Annotated in this window: 21 protein-coding genes; 13 read left to right on the top strand and 8 right to left on the bottom strand. The window is 66.1% G+C overall.

From position 1 onward, the window contains the following. Window positions 1-194: 194 nt before the first annotated feature. Complete coding sequence (locus MUG98_RS02315) at window positions 195-2099, top strand: 2-oxoacid:acceptor oxidoreductase subunit alpha (RefSeq protein WP_265110574.1); 1905 nt, start codon at window positions 195-197, stop codon at window positions 2097-2099. A gap of 2 nt (window positions 2100-2101) precedes the next feature. Next, a complete protein-coding gene (locus tag MUG98_RS02320) occupies window positions 2102-3037 on the top strand; it encodes a thiamine pyrophosphate-dependent enzyme (protein WP_265110575.1) in 936 nt (311 codons plus the stop codon). A gap of 164 nt (window positions 3038-3201) precedes the next feature. Here the strand turns inward: MUG98_RS02320 and MUG98_RS02325 are convergent, their stop codons facing one another. Continuing rightward, window positions 3202-3516, bottom strand: a complete 315-nt coding sequence (locus MUG98_RS02325; RefSeq protein ID WP_265110576.1) for a hypothetical protein — start codon at window positions 3514-3516, stop codon at window positions 3202-3204. Window positions 3517-3669: 153 nt separating this feature from the next. Here MUG98_RS02325 and lrpA1 point away from each other — a divergent pair, with 153 nt between their 5' ends. The 4 genes from lrpA1 to MUG98_RS02345 all read left to right on the top strand — a co-directional run bounded on the left by lrpA1 (window position 3670) and on the right by MUG98_RS02345 (window position 6542). Next, complete coding sequence (lrpA1, locus tag MUG98_RS02330; RefSeq protein WP_265110577.1) at window positions 3670-4098, top strand: HTH-type transcriptional regulator LrpA1; 429 nt, start codon at window positions 3670-3672, stop codon at window positions 4096-4098. Between the two features lie 159 nt (window positions 4099-4257). Further along, window positions 4258-4749, top strand: a complete 492-nt coding sequence (locus MUG98_RS02335; protein ID WP_265110578.1) for an SRPBCC family protein — start codon at window positions 4258-4260, stop codon at window positions 4747-4749. 125 nt (window positions 4750-4874) lie between these two features. Next, a complete protein-coding gene (locus MUG98_RS02340; protein ID WP_265110579.1) occupies window positions 4875-5498 on the top strand; it encodes a nitrous oxide reductase accessory protein NosL in 624 nt (207 codons plus the stop codon). A gap of 120 nt (window positions 5499-5618) precedes the next feature. Next, complete coding sequence (locus MUG98_RS02345) at window positions 5619-6542, top strand: DMT family transporter (protein ID WP_265110580.1); 924 nt, start codon at window positions 5619-5621, stop codon at window positions 6540-6542. Between the two features lie 40 nt (window positions 6543-6582). Here the strand turns inward: MUG98_RS02345 and queC are convergent, their stop codons facing one another. The 4 genes from queC to MUG98_RS02365 form a co-directional block, all read right to left on the bottom strand. After that, the gene (gene queC / locus MUG98_RS02350; RefSeq protein ID WP_265110581.1) at window positions 6583-7311 is read right to left on the bottom strand and encodes a 7-cyano-7-deazaguanine synthase QueC; all 729 of its coding nucleotides are present in this window, start codon (window positions 7309-7311) and stop codon (window positions 6583-6585) included. A 26-nt stretch (window positions 7312-7337) separates the two neighbouring features. Next, entirely contained in the window at window positions 7338-8132 is a 795-nt protein-coding gene (locus MUG98_RS02355) for a 7-carboxy-7-deazaguanine synthase QueE (RefSeq protein ID WP_265110582.1), read from the bottom strand. A 1-nt stretch (window position 8133) separates the two neighbouring features. Beyond that, on the bottom strand, window positions 8134-8613 hold the full coding sequence (locus tag MUG98_RS02360; protein ID WP_265110583.1) for a 6-pyruvoyl trahydropterin synthase family protein: 480 nt from the start codon (window positions 8611-8613) through the stop codon (window positions 8134-8136). A 198-nt stretch (window positions 8614-8811) separates the two neighbouring features. Beyond that, entirely contained in the window at window positions 8812-9168 is a 357-nt protein-coding gene (locus tag MUG98_RS02365) for a winged helix-turn-helix domain-containing protein (RefSeq protein ID WP_265110584.1), read from the bottom strand. A 149-nt stretch (window positions 9169-9317) separates the two neighbouring features. On the opposite strand from MUG98_RS02365, the gene MUG98_RS02370 reads away from it, so the two are divergent. Further along, entirely contained in the window at window positions 9318-10001 is a 684-nt protein-coding gene (locus tag MUG98_RS02370) for a competence/damage-inducible protein A (RefSeq protein WP_265110585.1), read from the top strand. 31 nt (window positions 10002-10032) lie between these two features. Here the strand turns inward: MUG98_RS02370 and MUG98_RS02375 are convergent, their stop codons facing one another. Then, window positions 10033-10155, bottom strand: coding sequence for a hypothetical protein (locus MUG98_RS02375; protein WP_265110586.1), 123 nt, complete (start codon window positions 10153-10155; stop codon window positions 10033-10035). A 128-nt stretch (window positions 10156-10283) separates the two neighbouring features. Here MUG98_RS02375 and MUG98_RS02380 point away from each other — a divergent pair, with 128 nt between their 5' ends. The 6 genes from MUG98_RS02380 (at window position 10284) to MUG98_RS02405 (ending at window position 14726) form a co-directional block, all read left to right on the top strand. Continuing rightward, window positions 10284-11420, top strand: a complete 1137-nt coding sequence (locus MUG98_RS02380) for an ATP-NAD kinase family protein (RefSeq protein WP_265110587.1) — start codon at window positions 10284-10286, stop codon at window positions 11418-11420. 159 nt (window positions 11421-11579) lie between these two features. Further along, window positions 11580-12611, top strand: a complete 1032-nt coding sequence (locus MUG98_RS02385) for a phosphate uptake regulator PhoU (protein ID WP_265110588.1) — start codon at window positions 11580-11582, stop codon at window positions 12609-12611. Window positions 12612-12760: 149 nt separating this feature from the next. Beyond that, entirely contained in the window at window positions 12761-12949 is a 189-nt protein-coding gene (locus tag MUG98_RS02390) for a DUF7525 family protein (RefSeq protein ID WP_265110589.1), read from the top strand. 143 nt (window positions 12950-13092) lie between these two features. Then, window positions 13093-13317: a DUF7123 family protein gene (locus tag MUG98_RS02395; RefSeq protein ID WP_265110590.1), complete on the top strand. Its 225-nt coding sequence runs from the start codon at window positions 13093-13095 to the stop codon at window positions 13315-13317. A 135-nt stretch (window positions 13318-13452) separates the two neighbouring features. After that, window positions 13453-13887, top strand: a complete 435-nt coding sequence (locus tag MUG98_RS02400) for an SRPBCC family protein (protein WP_265110591.1) — start codon at window positions 13453-13455, stop codon at window positions 13885-13887. Next, entirely contained in the window at window positions 13884-14726 is an 843-nt protein-coding gene (locus MUG98_RS02405; RefSeq protein WP_265110592.1) for a carbon-nitrogen family hydrolase, read from the top strand. The genes MUG98_RS02400 and MUG98_RS02405 overlap by 4 nt, the downstream gene beginning before the upstream one ends. 348 nt (window positions 14727-15074) lie before the next feature. Here MUG98_RS02405 and MUG98_RS02410 read toward each other — a convergent pair whose 3' ends face one another. Together MUG98_RS02410 and MUG98_RS02415 are read right to left on the bottom strand one after the other, a co-directional pair. Further along, window positions 15075-15587 carry a metal-dependent hydrolase gene (locus MUG98_RS02410; protein WP_265110593.1) on the bottom strand — a complete coding sequence of 171 codons (513 nt, stop codon included), beginning with the start codon at window positions 15585-15587 and terminating at the stop codon, window positions 15075-15077. After that, complete coding sequence (locus tag MUG98_RS02415; protein WP_265110594.1) at window positions 15580-16137, bottom strand: OB-like fold-containing membrane protein; 558 nt, start codon at window positions 16135-16137, stop codon at window positions 15580-15582. Before MUG98_RS02415 ends, MUG98_RS02410 begins: the two co-directional genes overlap by 8 nt. Between the last annotated feature and the right edge of the window lie 129 nt (window positions 16138-16266).

A 16266-nucleotide genomic window follows, 5' to 3' on the forward strand; every position in this document is an offset into this window, starting at 1 on the left:
GCTTTCTGTCAGCCGTGAATGGGCGATTGCGGCCGATCCTGCATGAATTTTCCATACAAATCAAAACGGACACTGTGCTGAATTGGATGGTTGTTCATTCTTCACGATCGATGCATGGCAATGTATAGCAAAGGCTTTAGGTTCGGTAGGACGAAACTCCGAATACCGTTGGCCCACCGGCCACAGATCTACCCATGAGCGACGACGAACTCATCTGGCGAATCGCAGGCGGTTCCGGAGACGGGATCGACTCGACGAGCCAGAATTTCGCAAAGGCGCTGATGCGTTCGGGGCTCGACGTGTTCACACACCGCCACTATCCATCGCGGATCCGCGGCGGCCACACGTACGTCGAGATCCGGGCCGCAGGACACGAGGTACAGTCACGGGGAGACGGATACAACTTCCTGCTCTCGCTGGGCGACTCCTTCGCCCGTAATCCACAGGAGGAGGCCTACTACGGGAACGAGGAGATCAAGCCGCTCTCGGAGAACCTGGACGACCTCCGCGAAGGCGGGATCATCGTCTACGACGAGGGTCTCATCAGCGAGGAGGACGTCGCAGACCTCGACCTCGAGGAGCGTGCCGAGGAGAACGACTGGCACGTGTTCCCGATGGACCTTCGCGGGCTCGCGAAGGAACACGGCCGCGAGGTCATGCGCAACACCGCCGGCGTGGGTGTCACGGCGGCCCTGCTGGACATGGAACTCGAGCACATCGAGGACCTGATGTCCGACGCGATGTCCGGTGACGTCCTCGAGTCGAACCTCGAGATCCTTCACGAGTCCTACGAGACGACGAAGGAGGAGTACGACTTCGAGCACGACCTGCGAGCGCCCGAGGGCTCTCACGAGACCGAGCAGGCGCTGCTGTCCGGCTCGAACGCGATCGCCTACGGCGCGATCGACGGCGGTTGCCGGTTCATCTCCGGCTACCCGATGACGCCGTGGACGGACGTCTTCACGATCCTCACCCAGAACTTCCCCGACATCGGGGGCGTCTCGGAACAGGTCGAAGACGAGATCGCCGCCGCCGCGCTGGCCGTCGGCGCGAGTCACGCCGGCGTGAAGGCCATGTCCGGGTCCTCCGGGGGCGGCTTCGCCCTGATGAGCGAACCGCTCGGCCTCGCGGAGATGACCGAGACGCCGCTCGTCCTCGTCGAGTCGATGCGGGCCGGCCCCTCGACCGGGATGCCCACCAAACCCGAGCAGGGCGACCTCGAATTCGTCCTCTACACGAGCCAGGGCGACTCCTCGCGGGTCGTCTTCGCGCCGGGGAACATCGAGGAGGCCTACGAGCAGACCCGACTCGCGTTCGACATCGCCTGGGAGTACCAGATCCCGACGATCATCATCTACGACCAGAAGCTCTCCGGCGAGAACACGAACGTCGACGTCGAGTTCTTCGATCGCGAACCCGAACCGGGACTCGGCTCGACCCTGACCGAGGAGGAACTCAAAGAGGCGGCCCACGACAACTCCGGGAAGTTCAAGCGGTTCAACTACGAGGACGCCGAGAACGGCGTCGCGCCGCGATCGCTGCCCGGCCAGAAGGGCGGGCGCTACCTCGCGACCGGGAACGAACACAGCCCGGTCGGGCACATCAGCGAGGACCCCGACAACCGGGTCTTCCAGATGGACCGGCGCATCGGGAAACTCGACGCCATCCGCGAGGAACTCGACGAGGAACGGCCCTCGAACCAGACGTACTTCGGCGACGAGACGGCCGAGTACGGCATCATCACGTGGGGCTCCTCCCAGGGCGCCGTCCAGGAGGCCGTCCAGCGCCTCAACGAGAGCGGCCACTCGGTCAAGGGACTGAGCGTCTCCGACATGATGCCGTTCGCCGAAGCCGAGGTGACCGACTTCCTCGAGAGCGTCGACGAGGCGATGGTCGTCGAGATGAACGCGACCGCCCAGTTCCGCGGGCTCATCCAGAAGGAACTCGGCCGCTTCGGCGACAAGATGACCAGCCTGCTCAAGTACAACGGCAACCCCTTCGAACCGGCCGAGGTCGTCGAGGGGTACGAGGTCAACCTCGCCGACGAGGACCGCCAGCCGACCGCACAGGTCCGAATCGAACCCGCCGCAGGTGACTGACCATGAGTGCATTCAACGCAATCGGTGAAGAACGAGAGATCGACCGGGACGAGTTCACACCCAGTGTCGAACCGCAGCCGACCTGGTGTCCGGGCTGTGGCGACTTCGGCGTCCTGAAGTCGCTGAAACAGGCCCTGCCCGAAGTCGGCAAGACCCCCGAGGAAGTCCTGACCGTCACCGGGATCGGCTGTTCCGGCAAGCTGAACAGCTACCTCGACACGTACGGCTTCCACACGATCCACGGTCGATCGCTGCCGGTCGCCCGCGCGGCCAAACTCGCCAACCCGGAACTCGAGGTCATCGCCGCGGGCGGGGACGGCGACGGCTACGGGATCGGCGGCAACCACTGGATCCACACGGCCCGCGAGAACCACGACATCACCTACATCGTGTTCAACAACGAGATCTTCGGCCTGACGAAGGGCCAGACCTCGCCCACCAGTCCGAAGGGCCACAAGTCCAAGACCCAGCCGTCCGGCAGCGCGAAGACCCCGCTGCGTCCGCTGTCGATGTCGCTGAACGCCGGCGCGAGCTACATCGCCCGCACGGCCGCCGTCAACCCCAACCAGGCCAAAGAGATCATCGCGGAAGCGATCGAGCACGACGGCTTCGCTCACGTCGACTTCCTGACGCAGTGTCCCACGTGGAACAAGGACGCCCGCCAGTACGTTCCCTACATCGACGTCCAGGAGTCCGACGACTACGACTTCGACGTCACGGACCGCCGCGAAGCCGCCGAGATGATGTACGAGACCGAGGACGTCCTCAACGAGGGGACCGTCCTCACGGGCCGGTACTACGTCGACGAGGATCGGCCGTCCTATCTGGAGGAGAAACGAGCCGTCGGCGAACTGCCGGACGAACCGGTCGCCGAACGCTACTTCGACGAGGACGCCGAGTGGGAACGCAGCTACGACCTGCTCGATCGGCACACGTAGCTCCGCAGTTCACGGTTCGGCCGTCCCACGACGGGGCGACTCATCTCATCCCGCGATATTCGTTCTCGCAGTTCGCGCCGATCGACCCGGCGACTGCCATCGGCGTTTCGCGCTCGATCGTCGTCTCGGCGCGGTCGGCGGCCCTCGATCGGCCGGCCGCGGGGTTACCCCCGATAGCCGACGCCCCGGGCGAACAGCTTGCTGACGTAGCTCAGAACGAACAGGGTGACGATCAGGCCGCCGAGCGCGTACGGCTGGAAGCCGTAGATCAGTTCGCGGACGGCGTACGCGACGGTGAGCAGTCCCATGACCATGGCCGTCCCGCCGGCCCACCGGGCGACGTACGCGGCGTCCACCGACTCGTCGTAGTTCGCGTGCAGGTCCACCCGTCCACGCACGCCGATGAGATAGGCGAGATAACAGATCGCGAGTCCGCAGACGAGCCAGACGGCACCGCTTACGAGATTGAACGCGACCATTCCGTGTTCCGGTACTGGGTGGGGCGATCGAATAAGTCCGCCGATCGGGCGATCGGGGCCTCGAACCGAACCCGCGAAACGCCCGCTTCAGTCAGGGAATCCGACGTTTTCGTATACAAAAGATATTTTCCCGCCGGAGCAAAACAGTCTACCATGAGTACCCAGGCGACGGAAGATCGCATCCTCGAGGTTCTCGAAGAGGATGCCCAGGCCTCCTACGCGGAGATCGCCGATCGGGCGAACGTCTCGAAACCGACGGTCCGGAAGTACATCAACCAGCTCGAAGACGAGGGCGTCATCGTCGGCTATTCGGCCGACGTCGACCCGAAGAAGCTCTCGAGCAAGACCATCGCGCTCGTCGGGATCGACGTCGCGAGCGAACGCTACGTCGAGGCGACGAAGGCGCTGAAGGACCTAGAGGAGATCGAGGCCCTGTACAGTTCGAGCGGCGACCACATGCTGATGGCCGAAGTGCGCGCGGCCGACGGCGACGAAGTCGGTGACATCATCTCCAACGAACTGCTCGAGATCGACGGGGTTACAGCGGCACACCCGTCGTTCCTCCAGGAACGCCTGAAGTAAGGCGCTCGTCGATCGACGTCGCCCGGCGCGTGGTTCGACTCCCCGGTCCGGGCCGCAGTCGCGCGGCGGTCCGACGGAGCCTGCGATCGAGGCGGTCGACCGCACACCTCGACGTATGGAGGCCCCGCTATTTTGCCGTTCCATGGCGTAGTGGCGGGTATGCCATTGTACGAACGCGAGACGACCGTTCGGGTGCCCCTCGAGGAGGTGTGGGAGTTTCACTCGCGGCTGAGCGGCCTCGAGGCGCTGACGCCGGACTGGATGGGACTGCGCGTCGAGCGGGTGATCGGCCCGGACGGTGAACCGGATCCCGATCGGCTCGAGGCGGGCAGCGAGGTCGACCTCTCGATGCGGCCGTTCGGCGTCGGCCCGCGCCAGCACTGGACGTCGATCATTACGGAGCGCGAACGCGACGAGGGGATGGCCTACTTCCGCGACGAGATGGTCCACGGGCCGTTCGATCGGTGGGTTCACACTCACGCCTTCTACGCCGACGGTGACGAGACGGTGCTGCGCGATCACGTCGACTACGAACTGCCCCTCTCCCGGCGGCTGGGCGGAATCGCCGACGCGACCGTTCCGATCTCGCAGGCCGGCTTCGAGGCGATGTTCCGACAGCGCCACCGGGCCACGAAGGAGCACCTCGAGTGACGATCGATCGCGGGGCACCGGCCTGACGCCGGCGACCGGCCGCCGGGCCCCCGATCCGGGGTGGCCGCCGAGTTCGACGATCGAACCAGGCCCGTTTTGACGCCGTGCACGCTATGGACGGGTATATGACCGGACGCGAGGGCCGACCAGCTACCCGCCGTCGATTTCTGGGCGTCGTGGGGGCCGGTGTCCCCGTCGGCGTCGCCGGCTGTCTCGGTGGAGCCGGCGACGGCACCGGTGGCGACGACGCCGAGGTCGGTGACGACGGCGAACATCAGTACGAAACGGACGTCGAGCACCCCGGCGACGAGCCGCTGGAGTTCACCGGCGAGTACGCCTGCCCGGTCTGTAACATGATCCCGGCTGACTACCCGACGTGGCAGTGCCAACTCGCCCACGAGAACGGTCAGGGTGCGGCGTTCGACACGCCGGGCTGTCTGTTCGCCTACTACGCCGCGCCGCCGATCGACTCGGAGATCACCGCGGCGTGGGTAACCGACTTCGGAGACGAGGATCTCGTCGACGGATTCGAGGCGTCGTACGTGCTCGTCACCGACTCTACCCCGGTCCCCGAAGAGACGATGGGACTCAACCCGCGCCCGTTCGAGGCGTACGACGACGCCGTCGACTACCTCGACGAGTGGGACGCCGAGGCCCTCACCGAAGACGACATCGTCGCCCTCGCCGACGTCGATCGGGAGATCGCCGCGATCTATCGCGGGAACCGGCTTCCCGACGAAGAGGGATAGAGAGACCCGGGAACTCACTGCTTCTCGATCGATCGGTTCCGATCGCGCGGCGGCCGCGCGGATCCGATCGAAGTGTCGCGTTTCGCAACGTGTTTGAGGTATCGGCGACTCGGGGCGGACGTGAACCGCACGGACCTCGAGGTGACGCCGATCGCCGCGCTGGCGTTTGCGGTGTTCGCCGCCAGCACCAGCGCGATCCTCGTCCGCTGGAGTACGGCCCCGAGTTCCATCGCGGCGTTCTACCGGGTGCTGTTCACGACCGCACTCATCGCACCGATCGCATTCCTGTCCTACTGGGACGAGTTCGGCCGACTCTCGTGGACCGATCTCGGCTTCGCGATCGTCGCCGGCGTCGCGCTCGCGGTCCACTTCGCGGCCTGGTTCGAGAGCCTGAACCACACGAGCGTCGCCGCCAGCGTGACGCTCGTCCAGACCCAACCGATCTTCGTGGCGCTCGGGGCGGCGCTGGTGCTCGGTGAACGCGTCAGCCGCGAAACGGTCGTCGGCATCGCCGTCGCGATCGTGGGCGCGGCGGCGATGTCGTTCGGCGACGCCGGCGAGGCGCCGATCTCGGACACGACGCTGTACGGGAACTCGCTCGCCCTCCTCGGGGCGATCACCGTCGCGGGCTACGTGCTCGCCGGGCGATCGATCCGCCAGCGCGTCTCGCTGTTTCCCTACGTGACCGTCGTCTACACCGCCTGCGCGCTGACGCTCGCGCTCCTGGTGGGCGTGCAGGGTCACGCGTACCTCGCCTATGCGCCTCGCGAGTGGCTGCTGTTTCTCGGGATGGCCGTCGGCCCCGGGATCCTCGGTCACACGATCGTCAACTGGGTTCTGAAACACCTCGAGTCGGTCGTGGTGAGCGTCGCCTGGCTCGGGGAACCCGTCGGCGCGACGCTGCTCGCGCTGGTTCTGCTCGCCGAGGTGCCCGACGCGATCACGATCGCGGGCGGGGTGATCGTCCTCGCGGGAATCTACGTGACGACGATCGAGCGAGAGCGACGGCACGGGCCGGACGACGCGCCAGCAACGGACGACTGAGGGTCCGGTCGCCGTGCCGGTTCCGCCGTTCGTGCAGTCCTCACTCGTCGACGTAGGACGGCCGTTCCGCGTATTCGATCGGATCGCGAACCCCGATATTCTGGAACGCCTGCAGCCGGAAGGCGCAGGCGTCGCAGGTGCCACAGGCCGGTTCCTCGTCGCGGTAGCAACTCCAGGTGTGTTCGTACGGGACTCCGAGGTCGATCCCGTGGTCGGCGATTTCGGTCTTCGACCAGTCGACGAACGGCGCTTCGATCGCGATGTCGGTCTCGGGTTTCGTCCCGACGTCGACCACCCGTTCGAAGGCCTCGAAGAATTCGGGACGGCAGTCGGGATACCCCGAGAAGTCCTCGCTGTGGGCGCCGATGAAGACGGCGTCGCAATCGTTCGCCTCGGCGTAGGAGACCGCCATCGCGAGCAGGTTCGCGTTCCGGAACGGGACGTAGGAGGTTGGAATCTCGTCGCTCTCGAGGTCGGCCTCCGCGACGCTCATCTCCTCGTCGGTGAGACTCGACGCACCGATCGCCGAGAGGTGGCCGGTCTCGATTTGCAAGAAGTCGGCGGCGTCGAGTTCCTCGGCGAGGCGGCGAGCGCACTCGAGTTCCCGGTCTTCGGTGCGCTGGCCGTAGGAGGTGTGCAGGGCGTAGATCTCGTATCCCCGGTCGCGGGCCACGGAGGCGGCGGTGGCGCTGTCCATGCCGCCGGAGAGGAGGACGACGGCGCGTTTGGCGGGCGATTCGTCGGGCGTGGGAGCGGTGGCGTCGGTCATCGTGAATCGATCGGCAGTACGGTCGGTTACGTCTCGGGCGCGTCGTTCCAGAGATCGACGTGGAGTCGGGGCGTGTACCGGAACCCGTGTTCCATCGCGAGGTCGGCGACGCGGTTGCGCGTCTCCGCGAGTCGCTCCCGGGTCGCGCCCTCGGGCATCAGGAGCACGTCGTCGTCGCCGATCGTGGCGTCCGTAACACCGCGAAGATCGGCGAGCAACTCGCGTATCTCCGGCAGGTCGTCCGCGTCGGTGACGACGAACTTCAACTGGACGTCGTAGGCCTCGACGAGCCCCGTCAGCGCGTCGAGGTCGATCCGATCGTCCTCGTGGCGGTCCGCCCACTCGCCGTCGCCTTTCGGGTCTCGATCGGCCGTCGGCGTGCTGCTCGCGAGTTTCGGGCTGATCGAGGCGAGGTCGATCGGAGCGTCCCGGTAGATCGTCCCGTTCGTCTCGACGGTGGCGTGGTACCCCCGCTCGTCGAGCGCCTCGAGCAACGCCACGCTCGCGTCGTGGATCATGGGCTCGCCGCCCGTGAGGACGACGTGATCGGCCGCTTCGTGGGACTCGATCCGGTCGACGATATCGTCGACGCCCAGCCACGCGTGTGTGGGTTCCCAGGAGGTGTGATAGGAATCGCAGAACCAGCACCGGAGGTTACAGCCGCTCGTCCGAACGAACACCGAGGGGACGCCGGCGAGCGTTCCCTCTCCCTGCAGCGAGTAGAACAACTCGTTGATCGGGAGGCTGTCGGTCGCGTCGTCCGGCGCATTGCCGGGAGTGGCGCTCACGTCGCCCAGATCGGCCGAATCGGAAACGGGCATCTCAGAACCGACCCCCGCCGCAGAGTTCGCTGGTCTCGTTGACCTGGACTGCGACGTCGGTGACGGTGTCGGGAAGCGCAGCGCTCAGTTTCTCCTCGAGGAGGACGCTCATGACCTCCGCCGTCGGCGGATGTTCGAGGACGATCACGGCGTCGTCGTCGCCGGCCGCTTCGAACGCCTCGACGAGCGGATCGCCCGCCTCGAGGAGGAACCTGTGATCCCACTCGTCGATCACCTCGGTAATATCAGCTTTGTCGGCGATCCATCCCGCCTCGGTGAGTTCGCCCGTCACGGTGACGGCGATCTCGTAGTTGTGCCCGTGCGGCCGCGAGCACTTCCCGTCGTGGTGCAGGATCCGATGCCCGGCGCTGATCCTGATCGGCCTATCGCGCCCCACGCGGAGGACCCGTCGCGTGCCGACGACGGGGTCGTCGGCTCCCGCCTCGTCGATCGACTCGTCCGCATCGGCGTCACTAATCATACCACAGTATTCCCGAGGGAATACTTAACTCTGATCGATCGGCGCGTGTACTCACGCAGGTCGATCATCTTGAGAGGCCGCTCATCGTGAGCGGCGTCTCACCGCGCTGGCACGCGACGTGGACGAGACGTCGGGTCTCACCGAGAACGGGCGGAGACGACTCGTAACGGACTGTCGACGGCGGTCAGTTCTTGTGGCTCAATCCTCGAGCTGGTCCTGGAGCCTGTTTTTGGCCTCCGTCCGGCGCTTGCGCGAGAACTCCGGCTGGTCGTTCGAGAAGTCGACCTCGATTTCGTCGACCGTTCGTCGGTAGATGTTCGTTCGGCGTCCCTCCTCGGAGAGCTGCCGCCCTTCGCAGGTCAGCAGCCCCGCGTCGACGAGTTCCTCGATCCGACGGTAGCAGGTCGCGATCGGGATCTCGATGTCGTCGCTCAGTGCCTGTGCGGACTTCGGAGTCCCGGCCGCACAGAGGATCTCCGCGCTATACTTGCTTCCCAGTGCCGAGAGGATCGCACCCGAATCCGGATCGTCTTGCTTCGTCCCGCCACGTGACATCGTTGGGGAGTTACTAATTATCAGAATTGAATCTTGTGGTTATCGTGAGTCTCAGTTCAGCTTGACTGTCACGACTGGAGTGACGAACCGGACGTGGTCGGGGCCGGCGGGACGAGAGCCATTTCACGTGTCAGTTCGAAGGGACCGGTATGAACGTCGCGGTGGTCACGGTCGGGGACGAACTGCTCGCGGGACGAACGGCGGACACGAACTCCACGTGGCTCTGTGAACGGCTCGCCGAGCGCGGCGTCGGCGTCGAACGGATCACGACGGTCCCGGATCGCGTCGCGGACATCGCGCGCGTCGTCAACGAGTATCGCGCGGCGTACGACGCGGTCATCGTCACCGGCGGCCTCGGGCCGACCCACGACGACGTGACCATGGAGGGCGTCGCCGCGGCCCTCGGCCGCGACCTCGAGGAACACGAGGCGGCCCTCGCGTGGCTCGAGGAGAACGGCTACTCGCGGGCCGATCTGACGGAGGGGACGACGGAGTTGCCGGCCGGAGCGCGGGCGCTCCACAACGAAGCGGGCGTCGCGCCCGGCGCGGTCATCGAGGGGGTCTACGTCCTGCCCGGCGTGCCGGAGGAGATGAAGACGATGTTCGAGACGATCGCGCCCGAGTTCGCGGGCGAACCCACCTACCGGGAGGAAGTGGTCGCGGCCGAACCGGAGAGCGCGTTACTCGATCGCATCGCGCAGTTGCGCCGGGAGTTCGACGTCTCCGTCGGCAGCTATCCCGGCGAGTCGGTCCGGATCTCGATCGAGAGCACGGACGAGACGACCGCAGCGGCTGCTGCGGCGTGGCTTCGCGATCGGGTCGAGTCCCCGTGACGGCCAGCCCCTGGTGGCGGCCCGACGGCTGTCAGCGGTAGAGGTAGATCAGCCAGACGACGGCGACCAGGAGACCGAGGAGTAGCGTTCCCCAACCGACGAGTCCGATCGGCAGCGGCGTCTCCGCTGCAAGTGGCAGGACGAGTTCGTTCATACTCGCCGGTCGGTTCCGTGCCCCCTTAATGTTTCAGATACTGGACGACCGTCGGCTGACAGTACTCCGAGACGGCGGCGTCTCGCCGGACCACACGGCTCTTTGCGTCGGCCCGTCATACCCCAGTCATGGACGCTCTCGGTGTCGTCGTCAACCCGATCGCGGGGATGGGCGGGCGGGTCGGCCTGAAGGGTACCGACGGGAACGTCGCGGAGGCGCGCCGTCGGGGTGCGGAACCGCGAGCGCCCGATCGGGCGCGGACCGCGCTGTCGGCGCTGCGTCGCCGCCAGCCGGACTGTACCGTCTACACGGCAGCGACCGTGATGGGCGAGTACGCGGCTCGCGAGGCGGGGTACGAACCCGAGGTGGTGTACGAACCCGGCGCGGCGAGTGCCGACGAGGAACCGGCGGACGGGCCGGACGCCGCGACCGACGCGGTCGATCCCGCCGACCCCGGGACGTCGGCCGAGGACACCCGCGCTGCGGTCCGGGCGTTCCTCGACCACGACGTCGACCTGGTTCTGTTCGTCGGCGGCGACGGGACGGCGGTCGACGTGGCCGACGTTCTCGAGGCCGACGGGGGCGAGACCCCGATGCTCGGGGTGCCCGCGGGCGTCAAGATCTACTCGTCGGTGTTCGGCGTCACGCCGGCGGACGCCGGTCGGATCGCCGCCGAGTTCGAACGGGTCGAGGACCGCGAAGTCAACGACATCGACGAGGCGGCCTACCGCGAGGGCGAGGTCCGGTCGGAACTGAAGGCAATCGTGCCGGTCCCCGTCGCGCCGGACGTCCAGTCGGGCAAACAGGTGGCGAGCGGAAGCGTCGACTCGCTGGCGTCCGGGTTCGCCCGCGAAATCGATCCCGATCGGACCTACGTCTTCGGTCCCGGCAGCACCGTCGGAGCGATCGAGTCCGAACTGGGGATCGATCCCTCCCCGCTCGGCGTCGACGTCTGGCGCGAAGGCGAGGTCCTCGCGCGCGACGCCTCGGAGTCCGAGATCCTCGCGGTCCTCGCGGAACCGGCGACGATCGTGGTCTCCCCGATCGGCGGTCAGGGCTTCATCTTCGGTCGCGGAAACCACCAGATCTCGCCGGCGGTGATCGACCGGGCCGACGAGATCGAGGTCGTCGCCTCCGGGGACAAACTCGACGGGATCGGCGCGCTCCGGGTCGACACCGACGACGAGGGCGTAGACGAGGAGTTACGCGGCTGGCAGCAGGTCCGAACGGGCCGGTTCACGACGCGACTCGTGAAGGTCGTTTGAACTCGTGGCGATCGTACGACGACGATCGACCGGCGGGGTCGACCGGCCCCATATAAGGTATACTCGAATTCGACACTTCAGATCAACCATATAACTATCGCGACCCGCTGTAATGAGTATATAGTCAAGATTAAGGTCGGGTCAATCCTACCGAGTGGTATGGAAACGCGGAAAGTGCAGCGACTGGGTCCGTCGACGCTGGCGATGACCCTCCCCGCCGAGTGGGCCAGCGAACACGACGTCGAGAAAGGCGACGAGGTATCGCTGCGAACCAGCGGCAAGGGCACGCTGACGGTGATGCCCGAGTCCGCGAGTTCGGAGGAGACGGAAGCGATCATCCATTCGGACGATCTCGACGCCGCCGCCGTCGAGCGTGCGATCGTCGCCCAGTACGTCCTCGGTCGGCGAGTCATCCGGATCGAGTGTGAAGACGGAGCGCTCGAGTCGGAGACGATCAACGCGGTCTACCAGGCAGAGACCCAGTTGATGGGACTCGGCGTCATCGAGGAGACCCCCGAAAGCATCTCGATCCGGTGTTCGGTCGATCCGGAGGACTTCACGCTCGACAACCTGCTCGAACGACTCGAGCGAACCGGGCAGACGATGCGCAGCGAGGCGATCAAGGCCCTCGCACACGGCAATCCCGATCTCGCACAGCGTGCCCTCAACCGAGAACGACAGGCCAACAAGATCTTCGTGCTCCTGCTTCGGCTGATCTTCACCGCCTACCAGAATCCGAACCTCGCCCGCGCGGTCGGATTGAACAGCGGGTTCCCGCTCATCGGCTACCGATCGATCGCGAAGAACCTGGAACTCACCGCCGACAACGGCGAGGACATCGCGGACATCGTGATCGAGACCCCGGGCCACAGCCTCAACATCGACAGTTCCGTGATGCGCGAGATCCGGGACCTCAACGACCTGGTCGACGAGATCACCTCGAAAGCGGTCGAGGCGGCCGTCGAACGCGATTACGACAAGTCCAACGAGGTCCGGGAACTCTTCCACGAGATCTCGAACCAGGAACAGAAGATCCTCACGGAACTGCCGGAGATGTCCAACGAGGACCTGTTGCGCGTCCGTGAGGTACTCGTCAGCCTCCAGCAAACCGCCCAGTACGCGATGCGAAACGCGGAGATCTCGGCGAACCTCGCACTGAACGAGGAGTCCGAGTACACGACGATCAACTGACCGGGCCGCGCTTCTCGCCCGCCCGATCGATCACGTCTATTCGTCAGCCGTCGATCCGCCGGTCGGCTGGCGACTTCTCGCACTCGCGCCCGGATCGAGGCGGCCGAGAAATGGATGCAATTAAGAAACCCTACCAGAAATCCTCGATCATGGCTACGCAATCGGAGACGACGACGGACAAAGGCGTCGGGCTGACGCTCGCACTCGGTGCGATCGCGGTCATCGGTGCGGCACTGATGCTTGTCGGCGCGCCCGACATCGAGGCAGCCTGGGGCTTTGCCGCGGCCGTCCTCTTCAGTTCGTTCGCGGTCGTCGCGATCCACCTGTACTGGGACTGATCGCTCGAAACCCACGCCGCCGGGATCGATCGCGGGGCGATCGACGGGCCCTGTGAGTCGCCGCCGGAGCCACCGACGCCGTTTTCGGGGTTCGGATCGGCCGTTAAAAGTTAAGACTGCCGACGACCTAGTACACCGTGACGATGACCGACTACTCCGACGAAGAGCAGCGAATTCTCTCGTATCTCCGCGAGAGCGCCGCCCGCGGTGAGCAGTACTTCCGGGCGAAGAACATCGCGGATGCGATCGGACTCTCGTCGAAGCAAGTAGGGTCGCGGCTGCCACACCTCGCAGAGAAATCGGACGAGGTCGACATCGAGAAGTGGGGCCGGGCCCGATCGACGACCTGGCGAGTCACCATCAGCTGACCCGGACTGGAGTCGCGGTTCACGTCCCCGTCCCACTGACGGCCCCCGAACGTCTCGGATCGATCGTGCTACCCGGTCGGTCTCCCGGCCCATCGGTCCACGGCCTTTTTATCGGTCACACGCCCAGTTAGTAGCATGACTGTACGGGTCGACCGTTCGTTCGAGGTGTCGGCGTCGCCCGAGCGAGTCTGGGAGTTCATCTCGGATCCGGAAAACCGCGCCCGGGCGATCAGCGTCGTCTCCGATTACACCGTCAGGGACGAGAATGGCCACAGGACGACCTGGCAGGTCGAGTTGCCCATCCCGCTCGTGCGGCGGACGGTCGCCGTCGACACCGAAGACGTCACGCGACGACCGCCGGAATACGTCGAGTTCATCGGTCGTTCCAAGGTAATGACCGTGACCGGCGAACACACGGTCGTCGAAACCGACGACGGCACCCGACTCGACAATCGGTTCGTCGTCGACGGCAAACTCCCCGGCGTCGAGAAGTTCTTCAAGCGGAATCTCGACGACGAACTGGAAAACCTCCGCCGCGCGCTCGAGCGCGACCTTACGACCCACCGATGACCGCCGATCCGACACCGTCCCCCGACGGCACGACCACGACGCTCGCGCTCGCACAACTCGAAATCGAACCCGGGAGAGTCGATTCCAACGTCGATCGGGCCCTCGACGCAGTGTCGCGGGCGGCGGCCCGCGGCGCGGACCTCGTCGCCCTGCCGGAGCTGTTCAACGTCGGCTACTTCGCGTTCGATCGGTACGAACGACAATCGGAACCGTTCGAGGGGGAGACGTTCACCCGACTCCGCGAGGCGGCCGCGGACCACGGGATCGCGGTCCTCGCGGGTTCGATCGTCGAGGATGTCGCGGCGACCGAATCCGTCGCGACGCCGGCCGACGAGGGGCTGGCGAACACCGCCGCGCTGTTCGACGGGGACGGTGACCTCCAGCTCGTCTACCGGAAACACCACCTGTTCGGCTACGAGTCCGCGGAATCGGACCTGCTCGTCCCCGGGGAGTGCGTCGAGACGGCCGAGATCGGTCCCTTCACCGTCGGCGTGACGACCTGTTACGACCTTCGGTTCCCGGAACTCTACCGGCGGCTGGTCGACTCGGGTGCCGACCTCGTGCTCGTCCCCAGCGCGTGGCCGTACCCGCGGATCGAACACTGGCAGACGCTCTCGCGCGCAAGGGCGATCGAAAACCAGTGTTTCGTCGCGACGATCAACGGCAGCGGCGAGTTCGAGGACGCGACGCTGCTCGGTCGATCGACCGTCTATGACCCCTGGGGCGTCCCGATCGCGTCCAGCGGCGACGATCCGGCGCTCGTGCTGGCGGACGTCGACCTCGACGCGGTCACCGCAGTTCGAGACGAGTTCCCGGCGCTTCGCGATCGTCGGCTCTGAGTCGGTTTTCGCGCTTCGCGGTCGCCGGCTCCCGTTGCGAAACCGGATCGGTTGCAGCCGATCGCTGACTTTTTAATCACGCCTCGCTTTGATTACGATGCCGGCATAGGCGCTTTTCACGTCTCACCGGCACTGCGCGTCGCTCCGGCCCGTCGCACCGCTCGTTCCCGGGAACGAGCACGCCCGTCTCCTCGTCCACACCTTTCGCCACTCTCGTTTCGTCCCGAACACCGTCCAGCGTCGAGTCATATCGCTCGAATTCGTCGCGATGGCGCGATTCGAGCGACTGATCGGTTTCCGATACTGGCCGACGTGGGGGATCGATCGACGGCGCTCGGATCCCCTCTGTCAGTCGGATCCGGATACCTCGGCGGGGCCGTCACCACGTCGATCGAGCGCCCACACGACCGCGGCGCAGCAACCGGCGACGAGCACCGGCCACCGATCGCTGCTCAGGTAAAGCCCGCCCGCCGGCGGCCGGTAGTCGGTGAGCGGCCAGAAGACGGCGTAGGCGTACCCCGTGGGCGTCAGGAGGAGGACGTCGAGGACGTGGTGGGAAACGGCACCGATCGCGAACAGGGCGATCGCCTGCTTGCGATAGGCGGGAGCCAGGAGGAGCGAGCCGAGCCCGACGACGAGCGCGGAGCCGCCGACGGTGTGCAGCGGAGACCAGGTAACCGGCACGCCGAGTGTCGATGCGACGAGGCCGCCGGGCAGCACGAGCTGGAGTTTCACGAAGTCCGGGGACAGCGCCCCGATCGTGACCAGCGTGACGTGTGCCGGTCGCAGTGACTCGTCTCTGAACGAGAGGAGCATCCCGATGACGTAGCCGACGAGGACGTGGGTGAGCAGGTCAGGCACGGCGTTCACCCCCGTCCCCATCACCGCGAGGGTGATCCTGCGGAGTGGCTGATTCGTCCCGCGGCGCGAACGCGAGCGTCGTCCGATCGAAGCGCCAGTCCCGGAGCCATCGGCTGGCGACCCAGAGCCCGCCCACGAGCGAGACGCCGAGCATGTAGTACGTCTCGGACGGCTCCCGGGTCGTCGTCCGCTCGACGACGAGCGTCGATTCGTCCTCGAGCCTGCCGAAGGCGGTCACGCGATCGCCTCGTTCGAGCGGTCCGTCGGCGTTCTGGAGGTGATCGTTCGCACCCGCGAGGGTGAACCGTCCGTACCCGCTGGCACGGGTCGCGATCACGATGGGGTCGGTGTCGACGACGAAGCCACCGAGGACGACCTGTTCACCCACGTACGTCTCGGGCGACGGCGTCACATCGACTTCGTCGGGGTACTCGCTCGTCGTCGGATCGCCGGGCGTCGCACCCGCCCAGACCAGACAGCCTGCCAGGAGAACGACGAGGACCAGGGCAGCGAGAGTCCGTCCGCGTTGTCCAGCCAGACGATGCTGCATTCGTTCTCCGAAGAGATGTAGCTGCACGAAATGTCTTCCGTTCCAGTCGCCAGTGGTCGGTCAGCCGACGGAGTGCTACGGCGCGATCACGCGGAGTGGGTCCCAGGGGATACGCGACCGATCGCGTCC

Origin of the sequence: Halosolutus halophilus (genome assembly GCF_022869805.1) — an archaeon.
Lineage (GTDB): Archaea > Halobacteriota > Halobacteria > Halobacteriales > Natrialbaceae > Halosolutus > Halosolutus halophilus.

Bases quoted from the DNA above. Each gene is read 5' to 3' on its own strand.
- MUG98_RS02335 (WP_265110578.1), top strand. From the start codon at position 4,258: ATGCCATTGTACGAACGCGAGACGACCGTTCGGGTGCCCCTCGAGGAG.
- MUG98_RS02395 (WP_265110590.1), top strand. From the start codon at position 13,093: ATGACCGACTACTCCGACGAAGAGCAGCGAATTCTCTCGTATCTCCGC.
- MUG98_RS02400 (WP_265110591.1), top strand. From the start codon at position 13,453: ATGACTGTACGGGTCGACCGTTCGTTCGAGGTGTCGGCGTCGCCCGAG.
- MUG98_RS02320 (WP_265110575.1), top strand. From the start codon at position 2,102: ATGAGTGCATTCAACGCAATCGGTGAAGAACGAGAGATCGACCGGGAC.
- lrpA1 (WP_265110577.1), top strand. From the start codon at position 3,670: ATGAGTACCCAGGCGACGGAAGATCGCATCCTCGAGGTTCTCGAAGAG.
- MUG98_RS02405 (WP_265110592.1), top strand. From the start codon at position 13,884: ATGACCGCCGATCCGACACCGTCCCCCGACGGCACGACCACGACGCTC.
- MUG98_RS02340 (WP_265110579.1), top strand. From the start codon at position 4,875: ATGACCGGACGCGAGGGCCGACCAGCTACCCGCCGTCGATTTCTGGGC.
- MUG98_RS02375 (WP_265110586.1), bottom strand. From the start codon at position 10,155: ATGAACGAACTCGTCCTGCCACTTGCAGCGGAGACGCCGCTGCCGATC.
- MUG98_RS02315 (WP_265110574.1), top strand. From the start codon at position 195: ATGAGCGACGACGAACTCATCTGGCGAATCGCAGGCGGTTCCGGAGAC.
- MUG98_RS02390 (WP_265110589.1), top strand. From the start codon at position 12,761: ATGGCTACGCAATCGGAGACGACGACGGACAAAGGCGTCGGGCTGACG.
- MUG98_RS02415 (WP_265110594.1), bottom strand. From the start codon at position 16,137: ATGCAGCATCGTCTGGCTGGACAACGCGGACGGACTCTCGCTGCCCTG.
- MUG98_RS02380 (WP_265110587.1), top strand. From the start codon at position 10,284: ATGGACGCTCTCGGTGTCGTCGTCAACCCGATCGCGGGGATGGGCGGG.
- MUG98_RS02385 (WP_265110588.1), top strand. From the start codon at position 11,580: ATGGAAACGCGGAAAGTGCAGCGACTGGGTCCGTCGACGCTGGCGATG.
- MUG98_RS02370 (WP_265110585.1), top strand. From the start codon at position 9,318: ATGAACGTCGCGGTGGTCACGGTCGGGGACGAACTGCTCGCGGGACGA.
- MUG98_RS02325 (WP_265110576.1), bottom strand. From the start codon at position 3,516: ATGGTCGCGTTCAATCTCGTAAGCGGTGCCGTCTGGCTCGTCTGCGGA.
- queC (WP_265110581.1), bottom strand. From the start codon at position 7,311: ATGACCGACGCCACCGCTCCCACGCCCGACGAATCGCCCGCCAAACGC.
- MUG98_RS02355 (WP_265110582.1), bottom strand. From the start codon at position 8,132: ATGCCCGTTTCCGATTCGGCCGATCTGGGCGACGTGAGCGCCACTCCC.
- MUG98_RS02360 (WP_265110583.1), bottom strand. From the start codon at position 8,613: ATGATTAGTGACGCCGATGCGGACGAGTCGATCGACGAGGCGGGAGCC.
- MUG98_RS02365 (WP_265110584.1), bottom strand. From the start codon at position 9,168: ATGTCACGTGGCGGGACGAAGCAAGACGATCCGGATTCGGGTGCGATC.